This is a genomic window from Janibacter limosus NBRC 16128 (assembly GCF_001570985.1).
Classification (GTDB): Bacteria; Actinomycetota; Actinomycetes; order Actinomycetales; family Dermatophilaceae; genus Janibacter; species Janibacter limosus.
This window is the reverse complement of record NZ_BCSS01000018.1, coordinates 40,115-62,206: the sequence shown is the minus strand read 5'-3', so window position 1 is coordinate 62,206 and position 22,092 is coordinate 40,115. Positions and strand designations below refer to the sequence as shown.

Sequence of the window (22,092 nt, the reverse complement as noted above, 5' to 3'; positions counted from 1 at the left end):
CGGAGCTTCGCCTCTGACAAAGAGTTCGAGGCGGGCATGGCCTTCCTCATCGATGGCCTTCGCAGACATCTGAAACCCTGACGCAGGCTCTGTCGGCGGAGCACCATGACAGACGAATGCTCCCGGTCAGGTTGAGCACCTGACCGGGAGCATTCGTCGGCGCACCCTCAGCGACCGCGCTTTACCTCACGGAACGGGACATCGCGGTCCGCGGCATACTCGCGGGGCATACCCAGCAGCCGCTCACTGATGATGTTGCGCGACATCTCAGTGCTGCCGCCGCCGAGGCTGGATCCCTGGCGCATGAGGTAGTTGACCGACAGCTGCGCCGCCAGCGACTGGTTGTCCTTGCCTGTGACCCCGCCGGAGCCAGCGATCGTGATGGCGTGGTCGTCGAGCATCCACTGGGTCTCGGCATGGAACAGGCGCATGATCGACGCAGCCGGTCCGGGCATGACACCGGACTCGATCCCCTGGCTGACCCGCCGGATCAGCTGGTCTTGGACGACGTGCTGGGCACGACTCTCGCCGACCAGCTCACGCACGGCCTCGTCCTCGTTGCGACCAAACGCCCGGGCGATCTCGGCAAGGTCCGAGGGCGGGGTCGACAAGCGTCCGGTCCCCCGTCCACTCACGTAGGGAGATCCACCACCGACGGCCGTGCGCTCATGGAAGAGCTGACGGGAGGCGACGGCCCACCCGTCGTTGACCTCGCCGACAACGGCGTCCGCGGGGACGACGACATTGTCGAAGAACTCCTCGCAGAACTCGGTCGAGCCGTTGACCTGCGTGATGCGCCGCATGTCGATGCCCTCAGCCTTGGTCGGGATGAGGAACATCGTCAGACCACGGTGCTTGGGTGCATCGGAGTCGGTACGTGCGAGGCACAGTGCCCAGTCGGCTGCATAGGCACAGGTCGACCAGGTCTTGGCTCCATTGATGACCCACGTGTCCCCGTCCTTCTCAGCTCGCGTGATGAGGCCAGCCAGGTCGGACCCACCGCTCGGCTCCGACAGGAACTGGACGAGGATCTCGTCGCCGCGGATCGCGGCAGAGATCCGGTCACGCTTCTGCTGCTCGGACCCCATGTCGAGGATCGTCGGCGCACAGATGCTGAACGTGGGGACGTTGAGCAGAAGCGGCATCTGGTAGGGCTCGGACTCCTGGCTGAAGGCCTCTTGATGTGCCGGCGAGAGCCCGAGGCCGCCGTACTCCTTGGGGAAGCAGATGCCGGCAAAGCCACCTGCGTAGAGCTTCTTCTGCAGCTCCCGCGTCTTCACCCACTCCTCGTCGTCGTCGCCGGGAGCCGGCGGCACTGCATCGGGGTCGAGCTTGGGCATGTTGTCGGCCAGCCAGGCCCGAGCCCGGAGCCGAAAGGCCTCAACGTCCTCGATCACGTCTGTCACAGTCATGGCTTGTCCTCTCAGAGCTTCATGAAGTCGGCAATGCGGCGACGGTGGTCCTCGGGCGTGCCATACAGAGCCCGGTCCACGGTGGCGCGCCGCAGGTATAGGTGGAGGTCGTGCTCCCACGTGACGCCGAGGCCGCCGTGCATCTGCACGCAGTCCTGGATGATCTTCACGGCGTAGCTCGCGACATACGACTTGGCGACGCTGACCAGCTCGGCAGCGTCGTCGGACCGGTCCTGCACCGCGCGCGCCGCCTCGCCCGACGTCGCCTGGCAGGCCTCGATCCACATCTTCATGTCCGCGAAGCGGTGCTTGAGAGCTTGGTAGGAGGCCAGCGGACGCCCGAAGGAGTACCTGTCGAAGGCCCACTGCGTCGTGAACGCGAAGACCTGCTCCAGTCCTCCGCAGATCTCCGCGACCTGCAGCACGAGAGCCACCTGAAGCTGACGCTCGATGAGAGGGGTCGCCTCTCCCACCTGGCCCACCACAGCACTGGCCAGGACGTTGACGCCCTCGAAGCGCACCTCGGCGAAGCGGCGCGAGAGGTCGAGCGTCCACTCAGGCGTCACGGTGACCCCAGGCGCGTCGCTGGGCACCAAGAACTGCGTCACCCCCTCCGGCGTCGAGGCGGTGACGAGGAACAGGTCGGCCTGGTCCCCCATCTCCACCCGGTCCTTGATGCCATCGAGCACGAAGGTGTCACCCTCGGCGCGTGCGGTGGTGGCGGGCGCACCGGGTGCCCAGCCAGCGCCCGGCTCGTAGACGGCCCACGTGGCAAGGAGCTCGCCCGCGACAAGACCCTCGATCTCCGACGTGTGGTCGCTGCCGTCCCGGGCTGCTTCGACGAGGCCAGCCAGCACGATGCTGACCGGCAGCAGGGCTCCGGGCGCGACGACGCGTCCGTGCTCCTCAGCGATGATCGCGAGGTCGCGGACACCTTCGCCGGAGACGCTGCCGCCACCGAGCTCCTCGGGGACGAGCATCGCCGTCCAACCGAGCTCGGCTCCCTTCCCCCACCAGGTCCTGTCGAACGCCTCGGGCGCGTCAGGAAGGTCACGGACTGTGCCGACAGGATTGTTCTTGTCCAAGAAGCTGCGCGTCGTCGACGCGAAGGTCTTCTGGTCTGGAGTGAGCGCTAGGTCCATCCGGGACTCCCTCGGAGTTTGGGCCCCGACCCGTGTGCGAGTTCGGGGGCGATGAAGGCTGCGAGATGCAGCACAACACTGATGGTGCAATTCTGTCAAATCATTGTACTATATGCACTGGTAATGAACTCGTTCTGATGGAGGCACACGTGACTGTCGAGCTCGAAGAACAAACCCTGCTGCTGGCTGCCCTGAGCTCCCCCGCCGAGATCTCCGCCCAGCTCTCCGCCACCGGATACGTGTCCGACGAGGAGACCGCCACGACCGTGTACTACGCGAGTGCACTGGGCAAGCCCGTGCTCGTGGAGGGCCCCGCGGGCACCGGCAAGACCGAGCTCGCCAAGGCCCTTGCGCGCATCAGCGGAGCCCGCTTGATCCGGCTGCAGTGCTATGAGGGGCTCGACGAGGCCAAGGCCCTCTACGAGTGGGACTACCGCAAGCAGCTGCTGCGCATCCAGGCAGCCGGCGAAGAACAGGACGGCTGGTCGGCACTTCAGGAGGACATCTTCAGCGAGGAGTACCTCCTGCCCCGCCCCCTGCTCGAAGCCATCCGCAGTGACCAGGAGACGATCCTGCTCATCGACGAGGTGGACCGGCTGGACGTGGAGACCGAGGCACTCCTCCTTGAGATCCTGTCCGACTTCCAGGTCTCGGTGCCCGAGCTCGGCACCGTGACCGCCGTGCGTCGCCCCATGGTCCTGCTCACCTCCAACAACAGCCGCGAGCTGTCGGAGGCCCTCAAGCGCAGGTGTCTCTTCCTCCACCTCGGCTACCCGAGCATCGAGCGAGAGCGAGACATCATCCTCCAGTCCGTCCCCGGGATCAGCGAGCACCTGGCGACCCAGGTCAGCGAGATCGTGCGCACCCTGCGCGGGCTCGACCTGCGCAAGCACCCGTCCGTGTCCGAGACGCTCGACTGGGCGCAGACCCTCATGCTCGTCGGCGCCGTCGACGTCGACACGCAGACCGTGGTCCGTCACCTGCCGATCCTGCTGAAGAACCAGTCGGACATCGAGCGGGCAGGGGCTGAGCTCCTCGGGGTGACCTCATGACCTCGCTGCCCCCCGTCGCTCTCATCCACGGGATGGGCTCGACCTTCGAGCACAACTGGCGCGAGACCGGTTGGGTGGACCTCCTGGAGACCGAGGGTCGCGAGATCATCCCGGTGGAGCTGCCCGGGCACGGGTCCGAGCCGGCGCTCAACGGCGAGGGTGACAGCGCCGCGCAGCGTCTGCTCGAGCGGATCGGCGACGGCCCGGTCGACGCCATCGGCTTCTCGGCCGGGGCCGCTGCCCTCTACGACGCCATCGTGCAGCGACCCGAGGCATTTCGCTGTGTGTCACTCCTCGGTCTCAGTGACGCTCTGATCGAGCGTCGCACCACCGGTATCCCGGAGCTCGCCGACGAGCTCGAGCACGCAGACGAGTCTTCCTCAGTGATGGCCCGGCTGCTGGCGCAGATGGCCCTGGGCGCAGGCAACGACCTCACCCTCGTCGCCGACTACGTCCGCACCATGCCACCATTGCCCGACTTCGACAGTGCGGCGTCCGCCCAGGTACCGGTCTTGGCCTGCTTGGGCGACAAGGAGCCGACCGGTGCTGACCGGCTCGTGGCTGCCCTGCCTGATGCACGGCTGCTCACGCTCCGCCGGACGGATCACTTCGCGACGCCGACGAGCTTCCAGTGCCAGGCGGCGGTCCTCAGCTTCATCTCCACGGTGGGCGACGAACCGTGCTGACCGCGGTCGAGGGCCTGATCTCGGAGCTGCGCGAGGTCGGCGTCCCGGTGTCGACGACCGAGGCGATCGATGCCGTGCGCTGCCTGAGGCATGTCGACATCAGCCAGCGATCAGACGTGCGCTCTGCCTTGGCGACGACATTGGTGAAGTCGGCCCGGCACCGGGCCACCTTCAACACCGCCTTCGACCTGTTCTTCGCCGGCTCATCCCATCCGCTGGATCTGGAGACCACCAGCGACGACGAGGTAACCGACCCGTCCGGGCACGCCGGAGGAAGCACAGGCACGACCCGCACCCGATTCGACCTGCTGTCTGACGACGAGGTGCGGGAGCTGGTCTTCCGGACCATCGCCGCGGACGACGACCTGACACTACGACCGCTGAGCATCCAGCTGGTGACACGTCACGCCGGCCTCGTCCCAGGCCAGCCGGTCGCAGGGACCTTCGCCGTCTTCCGAGTCCTGCGCGCACTGGGGGTCGACGACCTGCGCCTGCGGCTGTCCGCCCCCACCCAGCCAGAGGACGGTGCGCCGGGCGGGGATCTGCGCCACCGGTTGCGCGAAGATGCGGCCGACCGCCGGATCGAGACCCTGCGCCAGGCCATCGAGGCCGAGGTCAGACGACGGCTGGTCGCCGACCGAGGAGCCGACGCCGTGGCACACAGCCTTCGGGCAGCCCTTCCCGAGGACGTCAACTTCCTCACCGCGTCGACGCAAGAGATCGAGGCCCTCGAAGATCTCCTGCGTCCCCTCCCCCAGCAGCTGTCCAGCGCCGTGACCCGCAAGCGACGACACGTCCGCAATCACCATCTGGACTTCCGACGCACGATCAGGGCCTCGATGTCGACCGGCGGAATCCCCATCACGCCAAGGTTCCGGCCACCACACCCTCCGAAACCCGAGCTCATCGTCCTCGCGGACATCTCGGGTTCCGTCGCCACCTTCGCCCGCTTCACCCTGGCGCTCACGCACGCCATGCGGGGCACCTTCCGCAGCGTGCGCAGCTTCGTCTTCGTCGACGGGATGGATGAGGTCACCGAACTCCTGGCCGAGAGCACCGACATCGCCGATGCGGCCCAGCGGATCGACGACGTCGACGCCGGCATCCTGCTGGACGGCAGATCCGACTACGGCAGCGCCTTCCGCACCTTCCAGGAGCGCTGGGGCAGCCAGGTCGGCAGCCGCAGCATCATCATCATCCTCGGGGACGGGCGCTCGAACTACCGACGACCCTCCGCGGAGAGCCTGGCCGATGTCACCGGCCGGGCCGCAGCCACCTATTGGCTCAACCCGGAACGTGCCGTGTCCTGGGACGACGGCGACTCGATCATGAGCGAGTACAGCCCGCACTGCGATGCGGTGTTCGAGTGCCGCAACGTCCGCCAGCTCAAGGCATTCATCCAGGCGCTGGCCTGACCCTTCACCAGAACCACCCACCCAACCATCTAGATCCGAAGGACAGCACATGCCAACCAGCAACATCTCGGAGGCCATGACGACCGCCGTGGGGACCCAGCTCGCCCGCACTGTGAGTCACCCTGTCAGTGAGTCCGACATCCGCAAGTGGGCCCTGGCCGTCTACTGGCCTGAGCCGGCACCCGCGCTGTTCTTCGACCCGGACCATGCCGCCGCCACGGTCAACGGCGGGATCGTCGCACCGGAGGAGTTCAACCCCTTCGCATGGAGCGTCGCAGAGCACACCCCCCACGCCCCTGACGCCCCGGTCGAGCCGAACAACCCCGACAACACCGAGATCCAGGCCGGGATCGAAGGTCCAGGCCTGCGCTTCCAGCTGAACGGCGGCATGGCGGTGGAGTACGGCGTGCGGATCCGTCCGGGAGACGTCATCACCAGCGCCCGGGTGCTGGGCGAGTACACCGAGCGTGAGGGGCGACTGGGGCTGATGCTCTTCAGCCACACCCAGGACACCTGGACCAACCAGGACGACGAGCTCGTCAAGCGCACCATCACCACGTTGATCCGTTACTGAGACGAAGGAGCACACGATGACCCGCACAGCGACCACCCCCCGCCCCACGATCGGTGAGGAGCTACCTCCCTTCCAGCGTGAGACGGGGTTTGCCAACTGGAACCGCTACGCAGCAGTCAACGACGAGTTCGTCCCCATCCACATGGACGACGAGGCCGGCAAGGCCGCCGGCTACCCGACCGCCTTCGGCATGGGCAACCTCCAGTGGTCCTACCTGCACAACCTGCTGCGCGGGTGGATGGGTGATGACGGCCAGATCGTCTCGTTGTCCTGCCAGTTCCGCGGGGCCAACACCAAGGGCATGGTGGTGACTGCGCGTGGCACGGTGAGCGCGGTCTCCGAGGCCGACGGCATCACGACCGCGGAGGTCGAGGTGTGGACCGAGGACGGTGATGGCACGAAGCTGGCACCGGGCACCGCCACGGTGCGGTGGGGATGACCAAGCACTCCGCCTGAGCGCACGACGAAGGGCGTGGACCGAGATCTCGGTCCACGCCCTTCGTCGTCGTCATCAGCTGCGAGCGAAGGGGTCCCCGGGGATCTCCTCGGTCGTGAAGAAGATGGGCGCACCGAGGGAATCCTCGACGTTCGTCACGACCAGGTCGTCGCGCAGGCGCTCGCTGCGCACATCCTTCTTCGTCAGCCACTCCTGCACCGAGTCCAGATCGCGGACCTTGAACCGCAGGCTGTAGATGAAGTTGCCGTACTGCTCCACGTGCCGGCCCAGGTCCGAGTCCACCTCCAGGGGCTGCGCCAGCTGCAGGAGGAAGTCCCCGAGCTGCACCGTCGCGTACTTCGCCTTCATGTCATCGTCGACCCCGTCGGCGATCGGCACCGCCTGCATGACGTCGACATAGGTCTTGACCGCAGCGTCCAGGTCCTTGACCCCCAGCGTGACGTACGAGAACCGCTCGATCGTCAGCGGGTGGTTCTCCCACCGACGCTCGTTGGCCGACCAGGTGTCCTTGTCCCGCGGATCGTCCGGCATGTCCATCTTGCACAGCTCGACCATCAGACCAGCCGTGTCGCGCGGACTCGGGTAGAAGTACTGCGTCTCCTCGTCGAGCTTCTCGATCTTGCCGCCCCCGGGGGCACCAATGTAGATGTCCTTGGCCAGCAGGTCATCCGCCAGGCCCGCCAGGTCATCGACCTTGTAGCCCACCGAGTGCAGGTGCTGCCCGAACTTGCTGTAGAACTTGCCGACCGGCTTGGTCTCGTCCACAGGCATGTTGGGGGCCATCGTCTCGATGCAGACGTTGCTGACCATGTACAGGCTCGCCCAACGGTCTTCGACAGGCAGCCAGTTCGGCTCGTCACCGCCGAGGAAACACCACCCGCCAAAGACATCCTCGTAGAACTTGTTGAGCTTCGTGACATCGTCGGACATGTGGATCACGTGGATCATCTGGCCGATACCGAAGTCACCGGTCTTGCGAACTTCCTTCTTCATGATTCTCCTGTCGAATGGCGACGACCCGGAGATCCCGGGACTCGTCGATGTTGAGCGGATCAGCTGGTGTGGCGGATGTACCACTGGGTCACTGGCGGGGCAGTGGTGACGTCCATGGCCGGAGACATCTCGACACGTCCAGCCGCGACCCCACCACCGAGGGCGGCGGCAGCAGCGGCAACGTCTGCCTCATCCATCTCGTACACCGCAAGGAAGCGACCCTGAGCTCCCGACTCGGGGTCGACCAGCTCGTAGCGCGTCACCTCCCGGATCGACGGGATGGCCTGGCGCACCTGGGGGATGTGCGTGCTCTCGTACCACTGGTGGAACTGTTCGGTGCTCTCGACGCTGCTGGGACTGGCCCAGGCGAGCAGGACGGCGGAACTCATCCGGATCTCCTTGGTGTCGGGTGATGGACAGGTGCACGGTTGGTCATCAGGCGGTGAGCGCCCGCGACGTGAGCTCGTCGATGCGGGCATCCCGCTCGCCGGGTGACGCCTCTGCGATGGCCCGTGACACCGCTTGGCGAACCGTGGTGACGTCCTCGGGAAGCACCACGTCGACAACACCCATGGCGAGCAGTCGCTGCGGCACAATGCCGAGCTTGCGCGCCAGCTCAGGTGCACGCGTGGCGTCACGGTGCAGGATCGTCGCACCCGCTTCGGGACCGATGACGGAGAACACGCTCCCCTCGAGCATGAGCATCCGGTCGGTGTGGGCCAGAGCCATGGCCCCGCCACTGCCACCCTCACCAACCGTCAAGGAGACGGTCGCCGAGCGGCAGTCGGCCATCGACAGCAGGGTCCGGGCGATCTCACCGGCGATGCCGTCCGCCTCGGAGGAGGGCGACGGATCCGCCCCCGGGGTGTCCACCAGCGTGAGTAGCGGCAGGCCGAGCCGCCCCGACAGGTCGATCGCTCGCTGGGCCAGGCGGAAGGCAGCCGGGCTGGGGAGGAACTTCGGTCGGGATCCGGCATGACGGTCCATGGCGACCACGACGACGCGTCGACCGTCGATGGTGGCCAGACCGGCGCGGATGGCCGGGTCGCTTCCCTTGATCTCCACCCACGAGTCGGTCAGCCATGCTGCCCACTCCATGCCGGACGCACGAGCGGCAGCCCGACAACGGACCAGCAGCTCGTAGTCGTCGGCTGGTACCGGGGAGGAGTCCGGAACCCGCACACGGTCAAGGGGCAGCTCCACCCCCGGTGCCGTCGCCGCCCCGATCGCCGCCGCGAGCCAGTCCCACTGCTCGTCGAGCGGGACGATGGCATCGACGAGGCCCGCAACGAGAGCCGACTCCGCGGTGTGCGACGTCTTGGGCGGGAGCTCGCCGGTCACCTGAGCGACGACCCGCGGGCCGCCGAACCCCACGATGGCTGCCGGCTCAGCTGCGCGGACATCGGCCAGCGAGGCCCATGAGGCGAAGACCCCACCCGTGCTCGGTGAACGCAGGTAGGCAGCGCTCTGCAGCCCGGCCGAACGGTGCCTGGCCACGGCCGACGAGGTGCGGGCCATCTGCACCAAGGAGACCATGCCCTCCTGGAGGCGGGCACCGCCGCTGGAGACGGTCTCCACCACCGGGAGTCCGAGGGCGACCGCGCGGTCGAAGGCTCGCACGATGCGCTCACCGGCGACCGATCCCATCGTCCCGCCCTGACGACGGAAGTCGATGTCGATCCAGACGGCCTCCGTGTCGCGCAGTCGCACCCGCGCCGTCCTCGCTGACTCGTCGGCGGCATCCGGCACGCGGTACCCGTCGAAATCCAGCGGGTCGTGGGACAACAGTTCGCCATCCCACTCCTCGAGGATCTGCGGCGCGTCGACCGATCCCGGGGCGTACCTCTCCTCTTGAGCGAAGGCGGCGCTGATGTCAGTCGTCATCGCGGAAGCACCCCCCGCCGAGGACGCCCTCGATCAAGTCCATCGGCACGAGCCTGACGTCGATGACCGGACATCGGCCGATGCTCTTGAACTCACTCATGTCGTCCTCGGTCTACTAGTTATAGGATTGACCTTTTATGCAGGATACGGCGGAGGCGCCACTCAGTCCAGACCTCAGCGCGATCGAGACGCAGTTCACACGATCTGTGTGCCCGCGGAAGGGGCGACGACCCCGGAGAGAGCTCCCCGGGGTCATCGCCTCGCGTCAGGCAGATCTCGGGAAGTCGTAGAACCTGCGCGCGTTGCCCTCACACATGGCCTCGGCCTCGTCGTCTGGGACATCGACGAGGGACTCGGCCAGGATCTTGCGCGTGTGCGGCCAGTTGCTGTCCGAGTGCGGGTAGTCACTCTCGAACATGATCTTGTCGACCCCGATCGTGTGGCGCGCCGCAATGCCCGCCTCGTCGCTGATGAAGCAGCCTCCGAGGTGGCCTCGATCCCACAACTCACGAGGCCCGACCTCACGATTGACGTCGTTGTACCAACGATGCCGCTCCCAGACGGTCTCCATCCGCTCCAAGATGTACGGCAGCCAGCCGATACCGCCCTCCGACAGCGCCATCCGAAGGTTGGGGAACTTGTGGAAGACAGGAGAGTTGAGCAGCTCGATCGTCGTCATCATCGACTGCGTGCCAAATGCCGCGATCGCGACGAGGAAGTTCGTGCTCGCACCCTCCGGTGAGACGGTCGGCGAGCCGCCCGAGCCGAAGTGGAGGGAGAAGGGAATGCCGGCCTCGTCCGCACGGGCGAGCAGGGAGTCCCAGTGGTCCGTGTGCCACGACGGCAGGCCGATGCGGTCGGGGAGCTCAGGAAAGGTGAACGACTTGGCGCCCAGGGGCACCGTGCGGTCGAATTCGACGTTGCATGCCTCCACGTCCCAGTAGGGCAGGGTCAGCAGCGGGATCTGACGCTGCGGATCGTGGGCACACCACTCGTCGAGGATGAAGTCGTTGTAGGCACGCACGCACTCTGTGGCCAGCTCCATGTCGGTGGACTTCTGCAGGGTGCTGCCAGCGAATCCGCCGAAGTTCGGGAAGCACAGCTGCGCGTGGACCCCCTCACGATCCATGTCCTTGAGCCGGTCCTCGATGCGGTAGCAACCGGGGAGCATGTCGTCATAGGAGCGCGGGTCCATCCCGAAGTCCTTGTATTCCTTGCCCGCCACAGCGTTCAGAGCGAAGTTCCCGGCCTTCTGCCCCTCGTAGATCCACCAGTCATTTCCGTCCTCCATGCGCTCGATACGAGGCGCGGCCTCCTGGTACTTGCTCGGCATCCGGTCCAACCAGACACGGGGATGCTCGATGACGTGGTCGTCGACGGACACGATCTGGACATCATCACGCAGCATTCGATTACTCCTCGTTTTATCAGTTGCCTCTTTGCACCTGATCATCGCAAACCGTATCGTAAGCATTGCGACAAGTCACCTGATGCCTCGGTGGAATCTCGCCGGACCCGTCGATGGACCGGTCCGGGCCCGGCGAGGGCTCGTGGATCTCGGTCAGCCTGCGACCTCGATGATGACCGCACCGCCTTGGCCGCCGCCCGCGCACATGGTCGCCAGGCCGAGGCCGCCGCCGCGCCGGCGCAGCTCGTGCACCAGGGTGACGATCATCCGGGTGCCGGAGGCCGCGACCGGGTGCCCGAGGCTGCAGCCGCTGCCGTAGATGTTGACCTTCTCCTCGTCGAGATCAAGCACCTTGCAGGCCGCGACGGGGACGGAGGCGAAGGCCTCGTTGATCTCCCACAGGTCGATGTCGGCGGCCTGCAGGCCGGCGCGGTCGAGAACCTTCTTCGCCGCCTCGATGGCGCCGAGACCGGTCACCCGGGGCTCCACGCCGACAGCAGACCAGGCGCGGACGGTGGCAAGCGGGGTGAGGCCCAGCTCGGCAGCCACGTCGTCGCCGACGATCGTCACGGCGGCCGCCGCGTCGTTCATGCCGCTCGCATTGCCCGCGGTGATGGAGAATCCCTCGATCTCCGGGTGCAGGGGCTTGAGCGTGGCCACCTTCTCCAGGCTCGACGTCGCCCGCGGGTGCTCGTCGACCGCGAAGTCGATGGTCGAGCCGTCCTTGGTGGTCACCTTGATCGGGGCGATCTCGTCGAGGAACTTCCCGGCCTCGGTCGCCGCGGCCGCACGGTGGTGCGAGCGCACCGCCCAGGCGTCCATCTCCTCACGGCTGATACCGACCTCCTGGGCGACATTCCAGCCGACCGACAGGGTCACGTCGTCCGTGACGCCGTCCGAGTAGGGGAAGGTCGGAGCAATGCGGTCCTCGAACTGGTCCTGCGTGCCCGGCACGCGCCAGGTGGAGGTCGGGGCCAGCGATGTCGACTGCACGCCACCCGCCACGACGACGCGGTCCATGCCCGCGCGGATGTTGGCGGCAGCGTTGCCGATCGTGGTGAGGCTGCTGGCGCAGTGACGGTTGACGGCCTGGCCCGGCACGTGGGTCAGCCCGGCGTCCACGGCTGCGTACCGAGCGAGATCCCCACCGCCGTACATGGCCTCGGCGAACATGACATCGTCCACACGGTCACCGGGGACCCCGGAGCGGTCGATGGCCTCACGCAGGATGTGGGTGGCGAGGACCTCTGCCGGGGTCTCGGTGAGAGACCCCTTCCTCGCGGTTCCGATGGCGGTTCGGACGGCACTGACGATGACTGCTTCGGGCACGGGACACCTCACTGGAATCTGACGACTCCCCGCCCGGACAGATCGACTCATCCCGCGAGGACTTGAGCTCACTCTAGATCAATCAGTACAAATGTGTAAACTAATTAGTGCATTGAAGTTCGGCGGCGCACTGTCGCCCCAGACCGCCGTGCATGGCGGAGGACCAAGGAGATACTCATGGATCTGAATGGCGCATCAGCCCTCGTCGTCGGTGGAGCCGGCGGCTTCGGTGAAGCCACCGTCCGCCGACTCGTCACCGCCGGGGCGAAGGTCGTCATCGCCGACATGGCCGTCGACAAGGGCCAGAAGCTCGCGGACGAGCTCGGCTCGGATGTCGCGACCTTCGTGGCCACCGACGTCACGAGCGACGAGTCGGTCGACGCCGCCATCAAGGCGGCCACGGACCTGGCTCCTCTGCGGGCCACCGTCGTCGTCCACGGTGGCCCGGCCGCCGGCAAGCGCATGGTCAACCGCAAGGGCGAGGCCTACTCGGCCGCGATCTTCGCCAGGACCGTGGACGTCTTCCTCACCGGCACCTTCCGCGTGACCAGCAAGGCCGCAGCCGCCATGTCGCAGAACGAGCCCCTCGACTCCGGTCAGCGCGGCGTCGTCATCACCACGGCGAGCATCGCCGGCTTCGAGGGTCAGGTCGGCCAGTCGGACTACTCCGCCGCCAAGGGAGGCGTCATCGGGCTCACCCTCACGGCAGCCCGAGACCTGGCTCCCTCCGGCGTGCGCGTCATGTGCATCGCCCCGGGCACCTTCTTCACCCCCGCCTACGGCATGGAGGAGGAGGAGGCCCAGGCGAAGTGGGGTCCCGGCGTGCCCAACCCCAAGCGCATGGGCCACGCGGACGAGTACGCCAACCTCGCCCTGCAGATCGTCGACAACGACTATCTCAACGGCACGACGATCCGCATCGACGCGGCCCTGCGCTTCAACATCTGAGCCGCCACGGACGAGGGGGTGGACCTGCGATGCGCAGGTCCACCCCCTCGTCCGTGCGTCGACGCGACCCGCGCGGTCAGCGCCCCTTCCACACGGGAGGACGCTTCTCGGCGAAGGCGCGGGGCCCCTCCTTGGCATCCTCGGAACCGGTCACGAGCTTGGACTCCTCAGCGGTGTGCTGCCACAGCGGCTCGTCGACCGGTCGCCTCGATCCGCGGTAGCCAAGGGCGATCCGCTTGCTCGCCTGGACCGAGAGCGGTGCGTTCGACGCGATCCGCTCGGCCAGCTCGAGGGCGGCGGCGAGCGCGCCACCGACGGGGGTGACCCGATTGATCAGGTTGAGCTCGAGGGCTCGCTCCGCACTGATGGGATCCCCCGTCATCAACATCTCCACACCGACGCGCTGGGGCAGCTGCTGGGTGATCCTGAAGGCACCACCGGCACCGGCGACGAGGCCACGCTGGACCTCCGGCAGCCCGAAGATCGCATTCTCGGCCGCGACGACGAGGTCAGCGGCCAGCGCGATCTCCATGCCACCGCCCACAGCCACACCATTGACCGCGACGATCGTCGGCTTGCTGATGTACTGACCGACGAAGCCGGCCAGGCCCCATGTCCCCCACGGCTCCCCCTCGGGGATGATGCGCTCCCCGCGGCTGATGGCCTTGAGGTCCGCACCGGCGCAGAAGGCCTTGTCACCAGCGCCGGTGAGGACGACCGCGCGGACATCGACATCGGCCTCGGCCTGCTCGATCGCGGCACCGACCCCGAGGCAGACCGCTTCGTTGACCGCGTTGCGCGCCTCCGGCCGATTGATGGTGATGACCATGACATTGCCGCGCCGCTCGACGAGGACCTGCTCCTGCGCCGGGCTGTCGACACCGCCTGCTCGGGTTGCCGTTTCGCTCACGAGAACCTCCTGTGGTTGGACCGGCACGCCACGGAGGACTAGCCAAGTCGTTAATAGATAGACAATATAGAACAATAGCCTCTTGCTCGCTCGTGCGGGAGTGCTGCCGAAGAAGGAGCCACCGCGTGACGACGACAGCCATCTCACAACAGAGGACACGCCCTGGAGCGCCGTCATGGGCGGTGATGGCGACGCTCGCGTTGTCCGGCACGGTGATGTCCCTGCAGCAGACGATCGTCGTCCCGTTGCTGCCTGACTTCCCCCGGCTGCTCAACACCACCACGGACAACGCGTCATGGTTGGTCACCGCCACCTTGCTCACCGGTGCAGTCGCCACACCCGTGGTCTCCCGGCTGGCTGACATGTACGGCAAGCGCATCATGATGGTGGCGACCCTGGCGATCATGATCATCGGATCTCTGGTCGGAGCCTTGTGCGGCACCTCGCTGGAGCTGGCCGTCCTGGCTCGGGCCTTGCAAGGAGTCGGCATGGCGCTCGTCCCCGTCGGCATCGCCACGATGCGCGACGAGCTGCCCCCGCACCGGGTGCCCCTGGGCGTGGCCCTGATGAGCGCCACGCTCGCCATCGGCGCCGGCGCCGGGCTTCCGCTATCCGGCCTCATGGCCGAGCACCTCAACTGGCACGCCCTCTTCTGGGTCACGGGCGGAGCCGGGCTGGTGATGCTCGTGGCGATCCTCCTCGTGGTGCCTGAGTCGCGAGTACGCACCAAGGGCGCCTTCGACTACCGCGGTGCGGTGCTGCTGTCCTTGGCCCTGACGTTGGTCCTGCTCGCGCTCTCCAAGGGCAGCGTGTGGGGCTGGAGCAGCGCGACGACCCTCGGTAGCGCGGTCGCTGGTCTCGTGATGCTCGGGCTCTGGGTCCCCCTCGAGCTGCGCGTCCCGAGCCCGCTGGTCGACGTACGCACTGCCGCTCGCCCGTCCGTCCTGCTCGTCAACGCGGGTTCCGTACTCATGGGCTTCGCCATGTTCATCAACATGCTCATCAGCACCCAGCTCTTGCAGCTGCCCAAGGAGACCGGCTACGGACTGGGGCTGGGCATCGTGGAGACGGGTCTGTGGATGGCTCCCAGCGCCGTCATCTTCGGCCTCCTCGCACCGGTCTCGGCCGAGATCACGCGCCGCTACAGCCCGCAGATGACTCTCTTCCTCGGAGCGACGGTGATGGCCGTGTCGTACGTCGGCCGCGCCTTCTTCAGCCACACGTTGTTCCAGATCGTCGCCGGATCCATGATCGTCGGGGTCGGGACGTCGCTCGCCTACGCTGCCCTGCCGACACTCATCATGCGGGCGGTCCCGGTCACCGAGACCGCCTCGGCCAACGGGCTTAACACGCTGCTGCGATCGATCGGGACCTCCACGTCGAGCGCCACGGTCGCGGCGGTCGTCACCATGAGCGCCACCCAGATCGGCGGATCGGTCTTCCCGACCTTCGACGCGCTCATGTCGACCTTCTGGATCGCGGGGTTCTGCGCCGGGATCGGTGCCGTCATGGCGATCCCGCTGTTCCGGATGACCGACTTCCAGGAGTCCGGCGACGACGACTGGCCGACGCCGACCATGATGGCCACGGGCCGGGTCGTGACCTCGGGTGACCCCGTGGGCCAAGCCGTCGTCACGGTCCTGGGACCTCGGGGCGAACACGTCGACTGGAGCCAAGTCGACCCAGCAGGAGGGTACGCGGTGGCAGTCCCCGGCCCCGGGCCGTACCTCGTCGTGGTCTCCGCCGAGGGCTGGCATCCCCTGTCTCGTCTGGTCGAGCTCGGCGAAGAGGGCCACATCCAGCCGCTCCTGATCACCAGGAGCACCGACCTGACCGGCTCGGTGGGCACACCCGAGGGCCCCGTCGCGCATGCCGGGATCGTCCTCACCCGGGCCACGGGCGAGGCGGTGGCCAGCACGCGTGCCGACGCGCAGGGGAGGTACTCCCTCCCCCTACCCCCGCCCGACCATTACGTCATCACCGCAGTCGATCGGCGTCGGGCCCGCTCGGCGTCCCTCGCCGTGGCGCTCCACGGCGGGACCCCCGACATCGATCTGGTGATCACCGACGACGCCCCAACGATGTCCGCCGCTGAGGGCTCGGCAGACCGGGAGCCCGTAGCGTGATCGCCGGAGGGCACCAGCCCTCAGCACGGCCTCGACCTCGCGCTCGACGGTCGCCCGCACCTGGTGCCGATGGGTCAGCCGGGCAGTTTGCCAGGCCCCGTCGAGTCGGACTGAGCCGCGTCCGGTTCTGGAGTCGGATGGGTCGGCTCCTGCGGGGCCGGAGGTTCGGTCGGGTGCGTCGGCTCTGAAGGCTGGTTCGCGGGTTCGGGCTCCGACGGACGGCTCGGCTCCGAGGGGACGGACTCCTCCCCCTTCGGTTCGGTCTTCGCCGGCAGGCCGAGTTTGTCCTCGACGAAGTCGCCCGCCTTGTCGATCAGTGACCCGAACTTGCCACCCGTGCGCCGGTTGGCCGCCTCCTGGACCTTGTCGATCGCGCTGCGTGCCTGGTCCGGGTGGCCCTTGGCCGCGTCACGGGCCTTGTCGACGTACTCGCCACCGTTGAACTGCTGCGGGTTGTTGCTCATCCGAACCCCTCCGTCACGAGGCCGACGGTCGGCCTCGTGACGACCCTAGCGACGGATCAGTCCGCGCGGAGGGGGTGCAGACGTCGAGCGGCCTCGGCGAGCGTGCCGGTGAGCGAGGGGTAGACCGTGAAGGTCGAGGCCACCTGGTCGACCGAGAGCCTGTTCTGCACCGCGATGGCCACCGGGAAGATCAGCTCGGAGGCCCGTGGGGCGACGACGACGCCGCCGAGCATCGTGCCCGTGCCTCGGTAGGCGAAGAGCTTGACGAAGCCCTCGTCGATGCCGAGCATCTTGGCCCGCGCGTTGCGTGAGAGCGGCATCATGACCGCCTCGACGTCGGGGTTGTCCGCCGCGTCCTTGGCACTCATCCCGACGGTCGCGATCTCCGGGTCGGTGAAGACATTGGCCGACACCGCCGAGAGGCGAAGGGGGCTCACCGCGTCACCGAGCGCGTGCGCCATGGCCGTGCGGCCCTGCATGGCCGCGACGGAGGCCAGAGCGAAGACGCCCGTGCAGTCGCCAGCGGCATAGACGCCGCGCACCGAGGTGCGCGAGACCCGGTCGGTGACGATGTGCCCGGACTCGCTGAGCTCGACACCGACCTCCTCGAGTCCGATGTCGCTCGTGTTGGGGACGGCGCCGACGGCGATGAGGACATGGCTGCCCTCGACCTCGCGGCCGTCCTCGAGCGTCACGACGACCCCGTCGCCGCGACGCTGCGCCGATGCCATCCGGGAGCGGTTGAGCACCGTCATCCCGCGACGGCGGAAGACGTCCTCGATGACCGCGGCCGCGTCCTGGTCCTCGCCCGGCAGCACCAGGTCGCGCGAGGAGATGAGCGTGACGTCCGTGCCGAGACCGAGGTAGGCCTGCGCCAGCTCGGCCCCGGTGACACCCGAGCCGACGACGATGAGCTTGTCGGGGATCTGCGGCAGCGCGTAGATCTGCTGCCAGGTGAGGATCCGCTCCCCGTCGGGCTGCGCGGTGGGCAGCACCCGGGGCGTCGCACCGGTGCTCACGAGGACCACGTCCGCGTGGAGGGTCTCGGCGCTCCCCCCTGCACCCTCGACGACGACCTCGCCCGGCGCGGTGAGGCGACCGGCTCCCGGGACCACGCGCACGCCGACCTCGGCCAGCCGCTCCGAGATGTCGGCCGACTGCGCGGCCGCGAGACTCAGGACCCGGCGGTTGATCGCATCGAGCTCGGCGACGGTCCGCGTCGCGACATCACCCTCATGGTCCTCGAGGTGGACGCCGAGGTCGGCTGCCGTCTCGATGCCACCGAGATAGTCAGCGGTCGCGATGAGTGTTTTGCTGGGGACGCAGTCGGTGAGCACCGCGGCTCCACCGATGCCGTCCCGGTCGACGATGGTGACGTCGGCCCCAAGGTGCGCGGCGACGAGGGCCGCCTCGTAGCCACCGGGTCCGCCGCCGAGGATCACAACTGAGCTGGTTCGTGTCACGCCACCCATCCAACCACCCTTGTAGATTGCGGCTGTGACCGAGCAGACCGACAGCCAGGACCCCTTCGCCCTCGCCCGTGACGCCGCGGCGGTGATCGCCGAGCGCACCGGCGTCGCCAGCCACGACATCGCTCTCGTCCTCGGGTCGGGCTGGGGCCAGACCGCCGACCTCGTCGGGGAGACCGTCGCGACCGTCGAGCAGGCCGAGGTGCCGGGCTTTGCAGCCGCCGCCGTCGCCGGCCACTCGGGGCAGATGCGCTCGATCGACATCGCCGGGACGGGCCGGCGCGCGCTGGTCTTCGGCACGCGCACCCACTTCTACGAGGGCCGTGGGGTGCGCTCCGTCGTGCACGCCGTGCGCACCGCCGCAGCGGCCGGATGCCGGGCGATCGTCCTGACCAATGGCTGTGGCGGGCTGCGCCCCGAGTGGGCACCGGGCACCCCGGTCCTCATCAGCGACCACATCAACCTCACGGCGACCTCACCGATCGAGGGGGCCAACTTCGTCGACCTCACGGATCTGTACTCCCCCCGGCTGCGCGAGCTGGCCCGTGAGATCGACCCCGGCCTCGGCGAAGGCGTGTACGCCCAGTTCCCCGGGCCCCACTACGAGACGCCCGCCGAGGTGCGCATGGCCGGCATCCTCGGCGCGGACCTCGTCGGCATGAGCACGGCGCTCGAGGCGATCGCCGCCCGGGAGGCCGGTCTCGAGCTCCTCGGCGTCTCGCTCGTCACCAACGCCGCCGCCGGCATCAGCGAGACACCGCTCGCGCATGACGAGGTGGTCGCCGCGGGGCAGGCTGCGGCAGAGCGCTGCGGGACCCTGCTCGCGAGCATCGTCGGACGCATCTGATGAGCGACTACACCGGCCGCCACACCACCACCGGCGCTGACGACGACCTGATCGTCGCGGCCCGAGAGTGGGCCGCCGACGACCCGGACCAGGTCACCCGCGCTGAGCTCGAGGGCGTCATCACCGCCGCCGAGGGAGGCGACCCCACCGCGGCCGCCGACCTCACCGACCGCTTCACCGGCCTGCTCCAGTTCGGCACCGCCGGACTGCGCGGCGCCCTCGGAGCCGGTCCGCACCGGATGAACCGCGCCGTCGTCATCCGCGCCGCCGCGGGCTTGGTGGCCCACCTCAAGACGGTGACGGACTCCCCCTTCGTCGTCATCGGGCGGGATGCCCGGTACAACTCCGATGCCTTCGCCACGGACACGGCCGCGGTCGTCGTCGGGGCCGGTGGCCGCGCCGTGCTCCTGCCCGAGCCGCTGCCCACCCCGGTGCTGGCCTTCGCGATCCGCCACCTCGGCGCCGATGCCGGCGTCATGGTCACCGCGAGCCACAACCCTCCGCAGGACAACGGGTACAAGGTCTATCTCGGCGACGGCAGCCAGATCGTGCCACCGAGCGACGAGCAGATCGCCACCCAGATCTCCAAGGTCGCGTCGGTCGCGTCCGTGCCGCGTGCCGAGTCCGGCTGGGAGGTACTCGGCGACGAGCTGCTCGAGGCCTACCTCGACGCCGTCGCCGGGGTGGTCGCACCGGACACACCGCGAGACATCGCCGTGCTGCACACCGCCCTCCACGGCGTCGGTGACATGACCGTCGAGCGGGCCTTCGAGCGGGCCGGTTTCGCCGCCCCCGCCAAGGTGACGACCCAGGCCGCGCCCGACCCCGACTTCCCCACCGTCGCCTTCCCCAACCCCGAGGAGGACGGCGCGCTCGACGCGGCCCTGGACCTGGCACGCTCGACCGCCCCGGACCTCGTCATCGCCAATGACCCCGATGCCGACCGGTGCGCGGTCGCCGTCCCCGACGACGCGGTCGAGGGTGGCTGGCGGCTGCTGCGCGGTGACGAGCTCGGGGCGCTGCTCGCCTCGCACCTGCTGATGCGCGGGGTGCCCACGGGCCGCCGGATGGCCAACTCGATCGTCTCCTCACGGCTGCTCGCCGCCATGTGCCGGCAGTCGGGCGTCCCCCACGAGGAGACACTCACCGGCTTCAAGTGGATCGCTCGCGTGGAGGGCCTGCACTACGGCTACGAGGAGGCCCTCGGCTACTGCGTCGCGCCCGACCTCGTCAAGGACAAGGACGGGATCTCCGCGGCGCTGCTGGTCGCCGAGCTCGCCGCGATCCTCAAGGCCGAAGGGAGGACCCTCCAGTCCGTCCTCGACGACCTGCACACCCAGCTCGGCGTGCACACGACCGACGCCTTCTCGGTCCGCGTCGAGGACCTCGCGGACATCGGCCGCATCATGGCGCGACTGCGGCAGGCGCCCCCGGCCGAGGTCGCCGGATCGCCCGTGGCGAGCGCCGAGGACCTGGCCGCTGGTGCCGGCGGGCTGCCACCCACCGAGGGTCTGCGCTACCTCCTGGCGGACGACTCACGGATCATCGTGCGGCCCTCCGGCACCGAGCCCAAGCTCAAGGTCTACCTCGAGGCCATCGAGCCGGTGGCCGGTCCTGCGGACCTCGCCGGCGCGCGGGATCGGGCTGCCCGGCGGCTGGCCGCGGTGCGCGCCTCGATGGAGTCCCTGACGGCCCTCTAGACTCTCCCCTCGTGCCCACGCCTGCTCCGTCCCTCCCCCACGGCCGTGTCGTCGTGCTCGCCGGGCCGAGTGGCTCCGGCAAGTCCCGGCTGGCCGGTCGGCTGCAGCGCACGCACGGATGGCCGGTGGTCCGGCTCGACGACTTCTACAAGGGCGCCGACGCGCCCGACCTGCCCGTGAGCGCCGAGCTCGGGATGGTCGACTGGGACGACCCCGCGAGCTGGGACGAGCAGGCCGCCGTCACGGCCCTGCGCACGCTCCTCACGACCGGCGAGGCATCCATGCCGGTCTACGACATCAGCGTCTCCCGCGCCGTCGGGACGCACACGATCACCGCCCGCCCGGACGACCTCATCATCGCGGAGGGGATCTTTGCCGCCGAGGCCATCCCGGCCCTGCGGACCGCCGGCCTGCTGCACTCGGCGTGGTGCATCCGCCACCACCGACTCAAGACCTTCGTCCTGCGCCTGGCCCGGGACCTCAAGGAGCGCCGCAAGCCGCCGCTGACCCTCGTGCGTCGTGGGCTGGTGCTCATGCGCGACGAGCCCCGGGTCGTGGCCCGGCACGAGGAGCTCGGGGCCCGGTGCGCGACTCCGACACGGGCCGAGCGCGAGCTGTCCGGGGCCTGAGGCAGCGATGACCACCACGTCCTACCTCACGATCGCCCGCGACGGCGAGGTCGAGCTGGAGGTCAAGCGCTCCCGGTTCCTGTGCACCCTGGAGCGGGTTGAGTCCGAGGAGCACGCGCGGGCCGTCGTGGAGCGGCTGCGCAAGCAGCACTGGGCCGCACGACACCACTGCTCCGCCTTCGTCATCGGTCCTGGTGGCGAGATCACCAGGTCCTCCGACGATGGTGAGCCCTCGGGCACCGCAGGCGCTCCCATGCTCGAGGTGCTCCTGGGTCATGAGCTGTCGGACGTCGTCGCGGTGGTCACCCGCTGGTTCGGCGGGGTGCTGCTCGGCACGGGTGGTCTGGTCCGGGCCTACAGCGATTCGGTCCGGGCCGGGCTGGACGCCGTGGGGACCCTGCGCCGCGTCCTGGTGCTGGAGCACGAGCTGGTCGTCTCGCACACCGAGGCCGGGCGGATCGACAACGAGCTGCGCTCCCGAGGTGTGCACGTCCTCGACGCGACCTATGCCGCCGACGTGACGCTGCGGCTCGGTGTCCCGGCTGACGAGCAGGGGGCGCTGGCGCCCCTCGTCGCGGAGCTCACGGCGGGCACGGGAGGTCTGCGCGAGACGGGTTCGCGTTGGGCGGACCACCTAGGCTGAGCAC

General features: G+C 68.5%; 21 protein-coding genes. 11 read left to right on the top strand and 10 right to left on the bottom strand.

Features of this window, described 5'->3' with window-relative positions; genetic code table 11:
* Window positions 1-167: 167 nt before the first annotated feature.
* Together JLI01S_RS08685 and JLI01S_RS08680 are read right to left on the bottom strand one after the other, a co-directional pair.
* The gene (locus tag JLI01S_RS08685) at window positions 168-1,412 is read right to left on the bottom strand and encodes an acyl-CoA dehydrogenase family protein (protein ID WP_068263243.1); all 1,245 of its coding nucleotides are present in this window, start codon (window positions 1,410-1,412) and stop codon (window positions 168-170) included.
* Between the two features lie 11 nt (window positions 1,413-1,423).
* Entirely contained in the window at window positions 1,424-2,554 is a 1,131-nt protein-coding gene (locus JLI01S_RS08680) for an acyl-CoA dehydrogenase family protein (RefSeq protein ID WP_068263240.1), read from the bottom strand.
* Window positions 2,555-2,703: 149 nt separating this feature from the next.
* Here JLI01S_RS08680 and JLI01S_RS08675 point away from each other — a divergent pair, with 149 nt between their 5' ends.
* The 5 genes from JLI01S_RS08675 to JLI01S_RS08655 are packed head-to-tail and all read left to right on the top strand — an operon-like array spanning window position 2,704 to window position 6,720.
* Entirely contained in the window at window positions 2,704-3,606 is a 903-nt protein-coding gene (locus JLI01S_RS08675; RefSeq protein WP_245634570.1) for an AAA family ATPase, read from the top strand.
* The gene (locus JLI01S_RS08670; protein ID WP_068263235.1) at window positions 3,603-4,292 is read left to right on the top strand and encodes an alpha/beta fold hydrolase; all 690 of its coding nucleotides are present in this window, start codon (window positions 3,603-3,605) and stop codon (window positions 4,290-4,292) included. The genes JLI01S_RS08675 and JLI01S_RS08670 overlap by 4 nt, the downstream gene beginning before the upstream one ends.
* Window positions 4,286-5,707, top strand: coding sequence for a VWA domain-containing protein (locus JLI01S_RS08665; RefSeq protein WP_068263232.1), 1,422 nt, complete (start codon window positions 4,286-4,288; stop codon window positions 5,705-5,707). The genes JLI01S_RS08670 and JLI01S_RS08665 overlap by 7 nt, the downstream gene beginning before the upstream one ends.
* Window positions 5,708-5,756: 49 nt before the next feature.
* A complete protein-coding gene (locus JLI01S_RS08660) occupies window positions 5,757-6,281 on the top strand; it encodes an FAS1-like dehydratase domain-containing protein (RefSeq protein ID WP_068263229.1) in 525 nt (174 codons plus the stop codon).
* A 16-nt stretch (window positions 6,282-6,297) separates the two neighbouring features.
* The gene (locus tag JLI01S_RS08655; protein ID WP_068263226.1) at window positions 6,298-6,720 is read left to right on the top strand and encodes a hotdog family protein; all 423 of its coding nucleotides are present in this window, start codon (window positions 6,298-6,300) and stop codon (window positions 6,718-6,720) included.
* 72 nt (window positions 6,721-6,792) lie between these two features.
* On the opposite strand, the gene JLI01S_RS08650 is transcribed toward JLI01S_RS08655, so the two are convergent.
* The 5 genes from JLI01S_RS08650 to JLI01S_RS08630 form a co-directional block, all read right to left on the bottom strand.
* Complete coding sequence (locus tag JLI01S_RS08650; RefSeq protein ID WP_068263223.1) at window positions 6,793-7,731, bottom strand: VOC family protein; 939 nt, start codon at window positions 7,729-7,731, stop codon at window positions 6,793-6,795.
* Between the two features lie 59 nt (window positions 7,732-7,790).
* Window positions 7,791-8,120, bottom strand: coding sequence for a DUF4286 family protein (locus JLI01S_RS08645; protein ID WP_068263219.1), 330 nt, complete (start codon window positions 8,118-8,120; stop codon window positions 7,791-7,793).
* A 46-nt stretch (window positions 8,121-8,166) separates the two neighbouring features.
* Window positions 8,167-9,615, bottom strand: coding sequence for a carboxyl transferase domain-containing protein (locus JLI01S_RS08640; protein ID WP_068263216.1), 1,449 nt, complete (start codon window positions 9,613-9,615; stop codon window positions 8,167-8,169).
* A gap of 265 nt (window positions 9,616-9,880) precedes the next feature.
* Window positions 9,881-11,023 carry an amidohydrolase family protein gene (locus tag JLI01S_RS08635; protein WP_068263213.1) on the bottom strand — a complete coding sequence of 381 codons (1,143 nt, stop codon included), beginning with the start codon at window positions 11,021-11,023 and terminating at the stop codon, window positions 9,881-9,883.
* Window positions 11,024-11,176: 153 nt separating this feature from the next.
* Window positions 11,177-12,352 carry a thiolase family protein gene (locus JLI01S_RS08630; RefSeq protein ID WP_068263210.1) on the bottom strand — a complete coding sequence of 392 codons (1,176 nt, stop codon included), beginning with the start codon at window positions 12,350-12,352 and terminating at the stop codon, window positions 11,177-11,179.
* A 177-nt stretch (window positions 12,353-12,529) separates the two neighbouring features.
* Between JLI01S_RS08630 and JLI01S_RS08625 the strand changes: the two genes are divergently transcribed.
* Window positions 12,530-13,300 (top strand): SDR family NAD(P)-dependent oxidoreductase, encoded by a 771-nt coding sequence (locus JLI01S_RS08625; protein WP_068263208.1) that lies wholly within the window; start codon window positions 12,530-12,532, stop codon window positions 13,298-13,300.
* 76 nt (window positions 13,301-13,376) lie between these two features.
* Here the strand turns inward: JLI01S_RS08625 and JLI01S_RS08620 are convergent, their stop codons facing one another.
* Window positions 13,377-14,210, bottom strand: coding sequence for a crotonase/enoyl-CoA hydratase family protein (locus tag JLI01S_RS08620; protein WP_068263205.1), 834 nt, complete (start codon window positions 14,208-14,210; stop codon window positions 13,377-13,379).
* A 125-nt stretch (window positions 14,211-14,335) separates the two neighbouring features.
* Here JLI01S_RS08620 and JLI01S_RS08615 point away from each other — a divergent pair, with 125 nt between their 5' ends.
* Window positions 14,336-16,336, top strand: coding sequence for an MFS transporter (locus JLI01S_RS08615; RefSeq protein ID WP_245634569.1), 2,001 nt, complete (start codon window positions 14,336-14,338; stop codon window positions 16,334-16,336).
* A gap of 74 nt (window positions 16,337-16,410) precedes the next feature.
* On the opposite strand, the gene JLI01S_RS17650 is transcribed toward JLI01S_RS08615, so the two are convergent.
* Together JLI01S_RS17650 and JLI01S_RS08605 are read right to left on the bottom strand one after the other, a co-directional pair.
* Window positions 16,411-16,800 (bottom strand): antitoxin, encoded by a 390-nt coding sequence (locus JLI01S_RS17650; RefSeq protein ID WP_068263200.1) that lies wholly within the window; start codon window positions 16,798-16,800, stop codon window positions 16,411-16,413.
* A 56-nt stretch (window positions 16,801-16,856) separates the two neighbouring features.
* Window positions 16,857-18,272, bottom strand: coding sequence for an NAD(P)H-quinone dehydrogenase (locus JLI01S_RS08605; protein ID WP_068263197.1), 1,416 nt, complete (start codon window positions 18,270-18,272; stop codon window positions 16,857-16,859).
* Between the two features lie 25 nt (window positions 18,273-18,297).
* On the opposite strand from JLI01S_RS08605, the gene JLI01S_RS08600 reads away from it, so the two are divergent.
* From JLI01S_RS08600 to JLI01S_RS08585, 4 genes are read left to right on the top strand one after another with little or no spacing between them, the layout of a single operon-like run.
* Entirely contained in the window at window positions 18,298-19,116 is an 819-nt protein-coding gene (locus JLI01S_RS08600) for a purine-nucleoside phosphorylase (RefSeq protein ID WP_068263192.1), read from the top strand.
* Window positions 19,116-20,816, top strand: coding sequence for a phospho-sugar mutase (locus JLI01S_RS08595; protein ID WP_068263190.1), 1,701 nt, complete (start codon window positions 19,116-19,118; stop codon window positions 20,814-20,816). The genes JLI01S_RS08600 and JLI01S_RS08595 overlap by 1 nt, the downstream gene beginning before the upstream one ends.
* Window positions 20,817-20,827: 11 nt before the next feature.
* On the top strand, window positions 20,828-21,445 hold the full coding sequence (locus JLI01S_RS08590; RefSeq protein ID WP_245634568.1) for a uridine kinase family protein: 618 nt from the start codon (window positions 20,828-20,830) through the stop codon (window positions 21,443-21,445).
* A gap of 7 nt (window positions 21,446-21,452) precedes the next feature.
* Window positions 21,453-22,088 (top strand): YigZ family protein, encoded by a 636-nt coding sequence (locus tag JLI01S_RS08585; protein ID WP_068263187.1) that lies wholly within the window; start codon window positions 21,453-21,455, stop codon window positions 22,086-22,088.
* Window positions 22,089-22,092 lie beyond the last annotated feature (4 nt).

Bases quoted from the DNA above. Each gene is read 5' to 3' on its own strand.
- JLI01S_RS08595 (WP_068263190.1), top strand. From the start codon at position 19,116: ATGAGCGACTACACCGGCCGCCACACCACCACCGGCGCTGACGACGAC.
- JLI01S_RS08635 (WP_068263213.1), bottom strand. From the start codon at position 11,023: ATGCTGCGTGATGATGTCCAGATCGTGTCCGTCGACGACCACGTCATC.
- JLI01S_RS08645 (WP_068263219.1), bottom strand. From the start codon at position 8,120: ATGAGTTCCGCCGTCCTGCTCGCCTGGGCCAGTCCCAGCAGCGTCGAG.
- JLI01S_RS08670 (WP_068263235.1), top strand. From the start codon at position 3,603: ATGACCTCGCTGCCCCCCGTCGCTCTCATCCACGGGATGGGCTCGACC.
- JLI01S_RS08625 (WP_068263208.1), top strand. From the start codon at position 12,530: ATGGATCTGAATGGCGCATCAGCCCTCGTCGTCGGTGGAGCCGGCGGC.
- JLI01S_RS08685 (WP_068263243.1), bottom strand. From the start codon at position 1,412: ATGACTGTGACAGACGTGATCGAGGACGTTGAGGCCTTTCGGCTCCGG.
- JLI01S_RS08680 (WP_068263240.1), bottom strand. From the start codon at position 2,554: ATGGACCTAGCGCTCACTCCAGACCAGAAGACCTTCGCGTCGACGACG.
- JLI01S_RS08660 (WP_068263229.1), top strand. From the start codon at position 5,757: ATGCCAACCAGCAACATCTCGGAGGCCATGACGACCGCCGTGGGGACC.
- JLI01S_RS08585 (WP_068263187.1), top strand. From the start codon at position 21,453: ATGACCACCACGTCCTACCTCACGATCGCCCGCGACGGCGAGGTCGAG.
- JLI01S_RS08650 (WP_068263223.1), bottom strand. From the start codon at position 7,731: ATGAAGAAGGAAGTTCGCAAGACCGGTGACTTCGGTATCGGCCAGATG.
- JLI01S_RS08655 (WP_068263226.1), top strand. From the start codon at position 6,298: ATGACCCGCACAGCGACCACCCCCCGCCCCACGATCGGTGAGGAGCTA.
- JLI01S_RS08605 (WP_068263197.1), bottom strand. From the start codon at position 18,272: ATGGGTGGCGTGACACGAACCAGCTCAGTTGTGATCCTCGGCGGCGGA.
- JLI01S_RS17650 (WP_068263200.1), bottom strand. From the start codon at position 16,800: ATGAGCAACAACCCGCAGCAGTTCAACGGTGGCGAGTACGTCGACAAG.
- JLI01S_RS08640 (WP_068263216.1), bottom strand. From the start codon at position 9,615: ATGACGACTGACATCAGCGCCGCCTTCGCTCAAGAGGAGAGGTACGCC.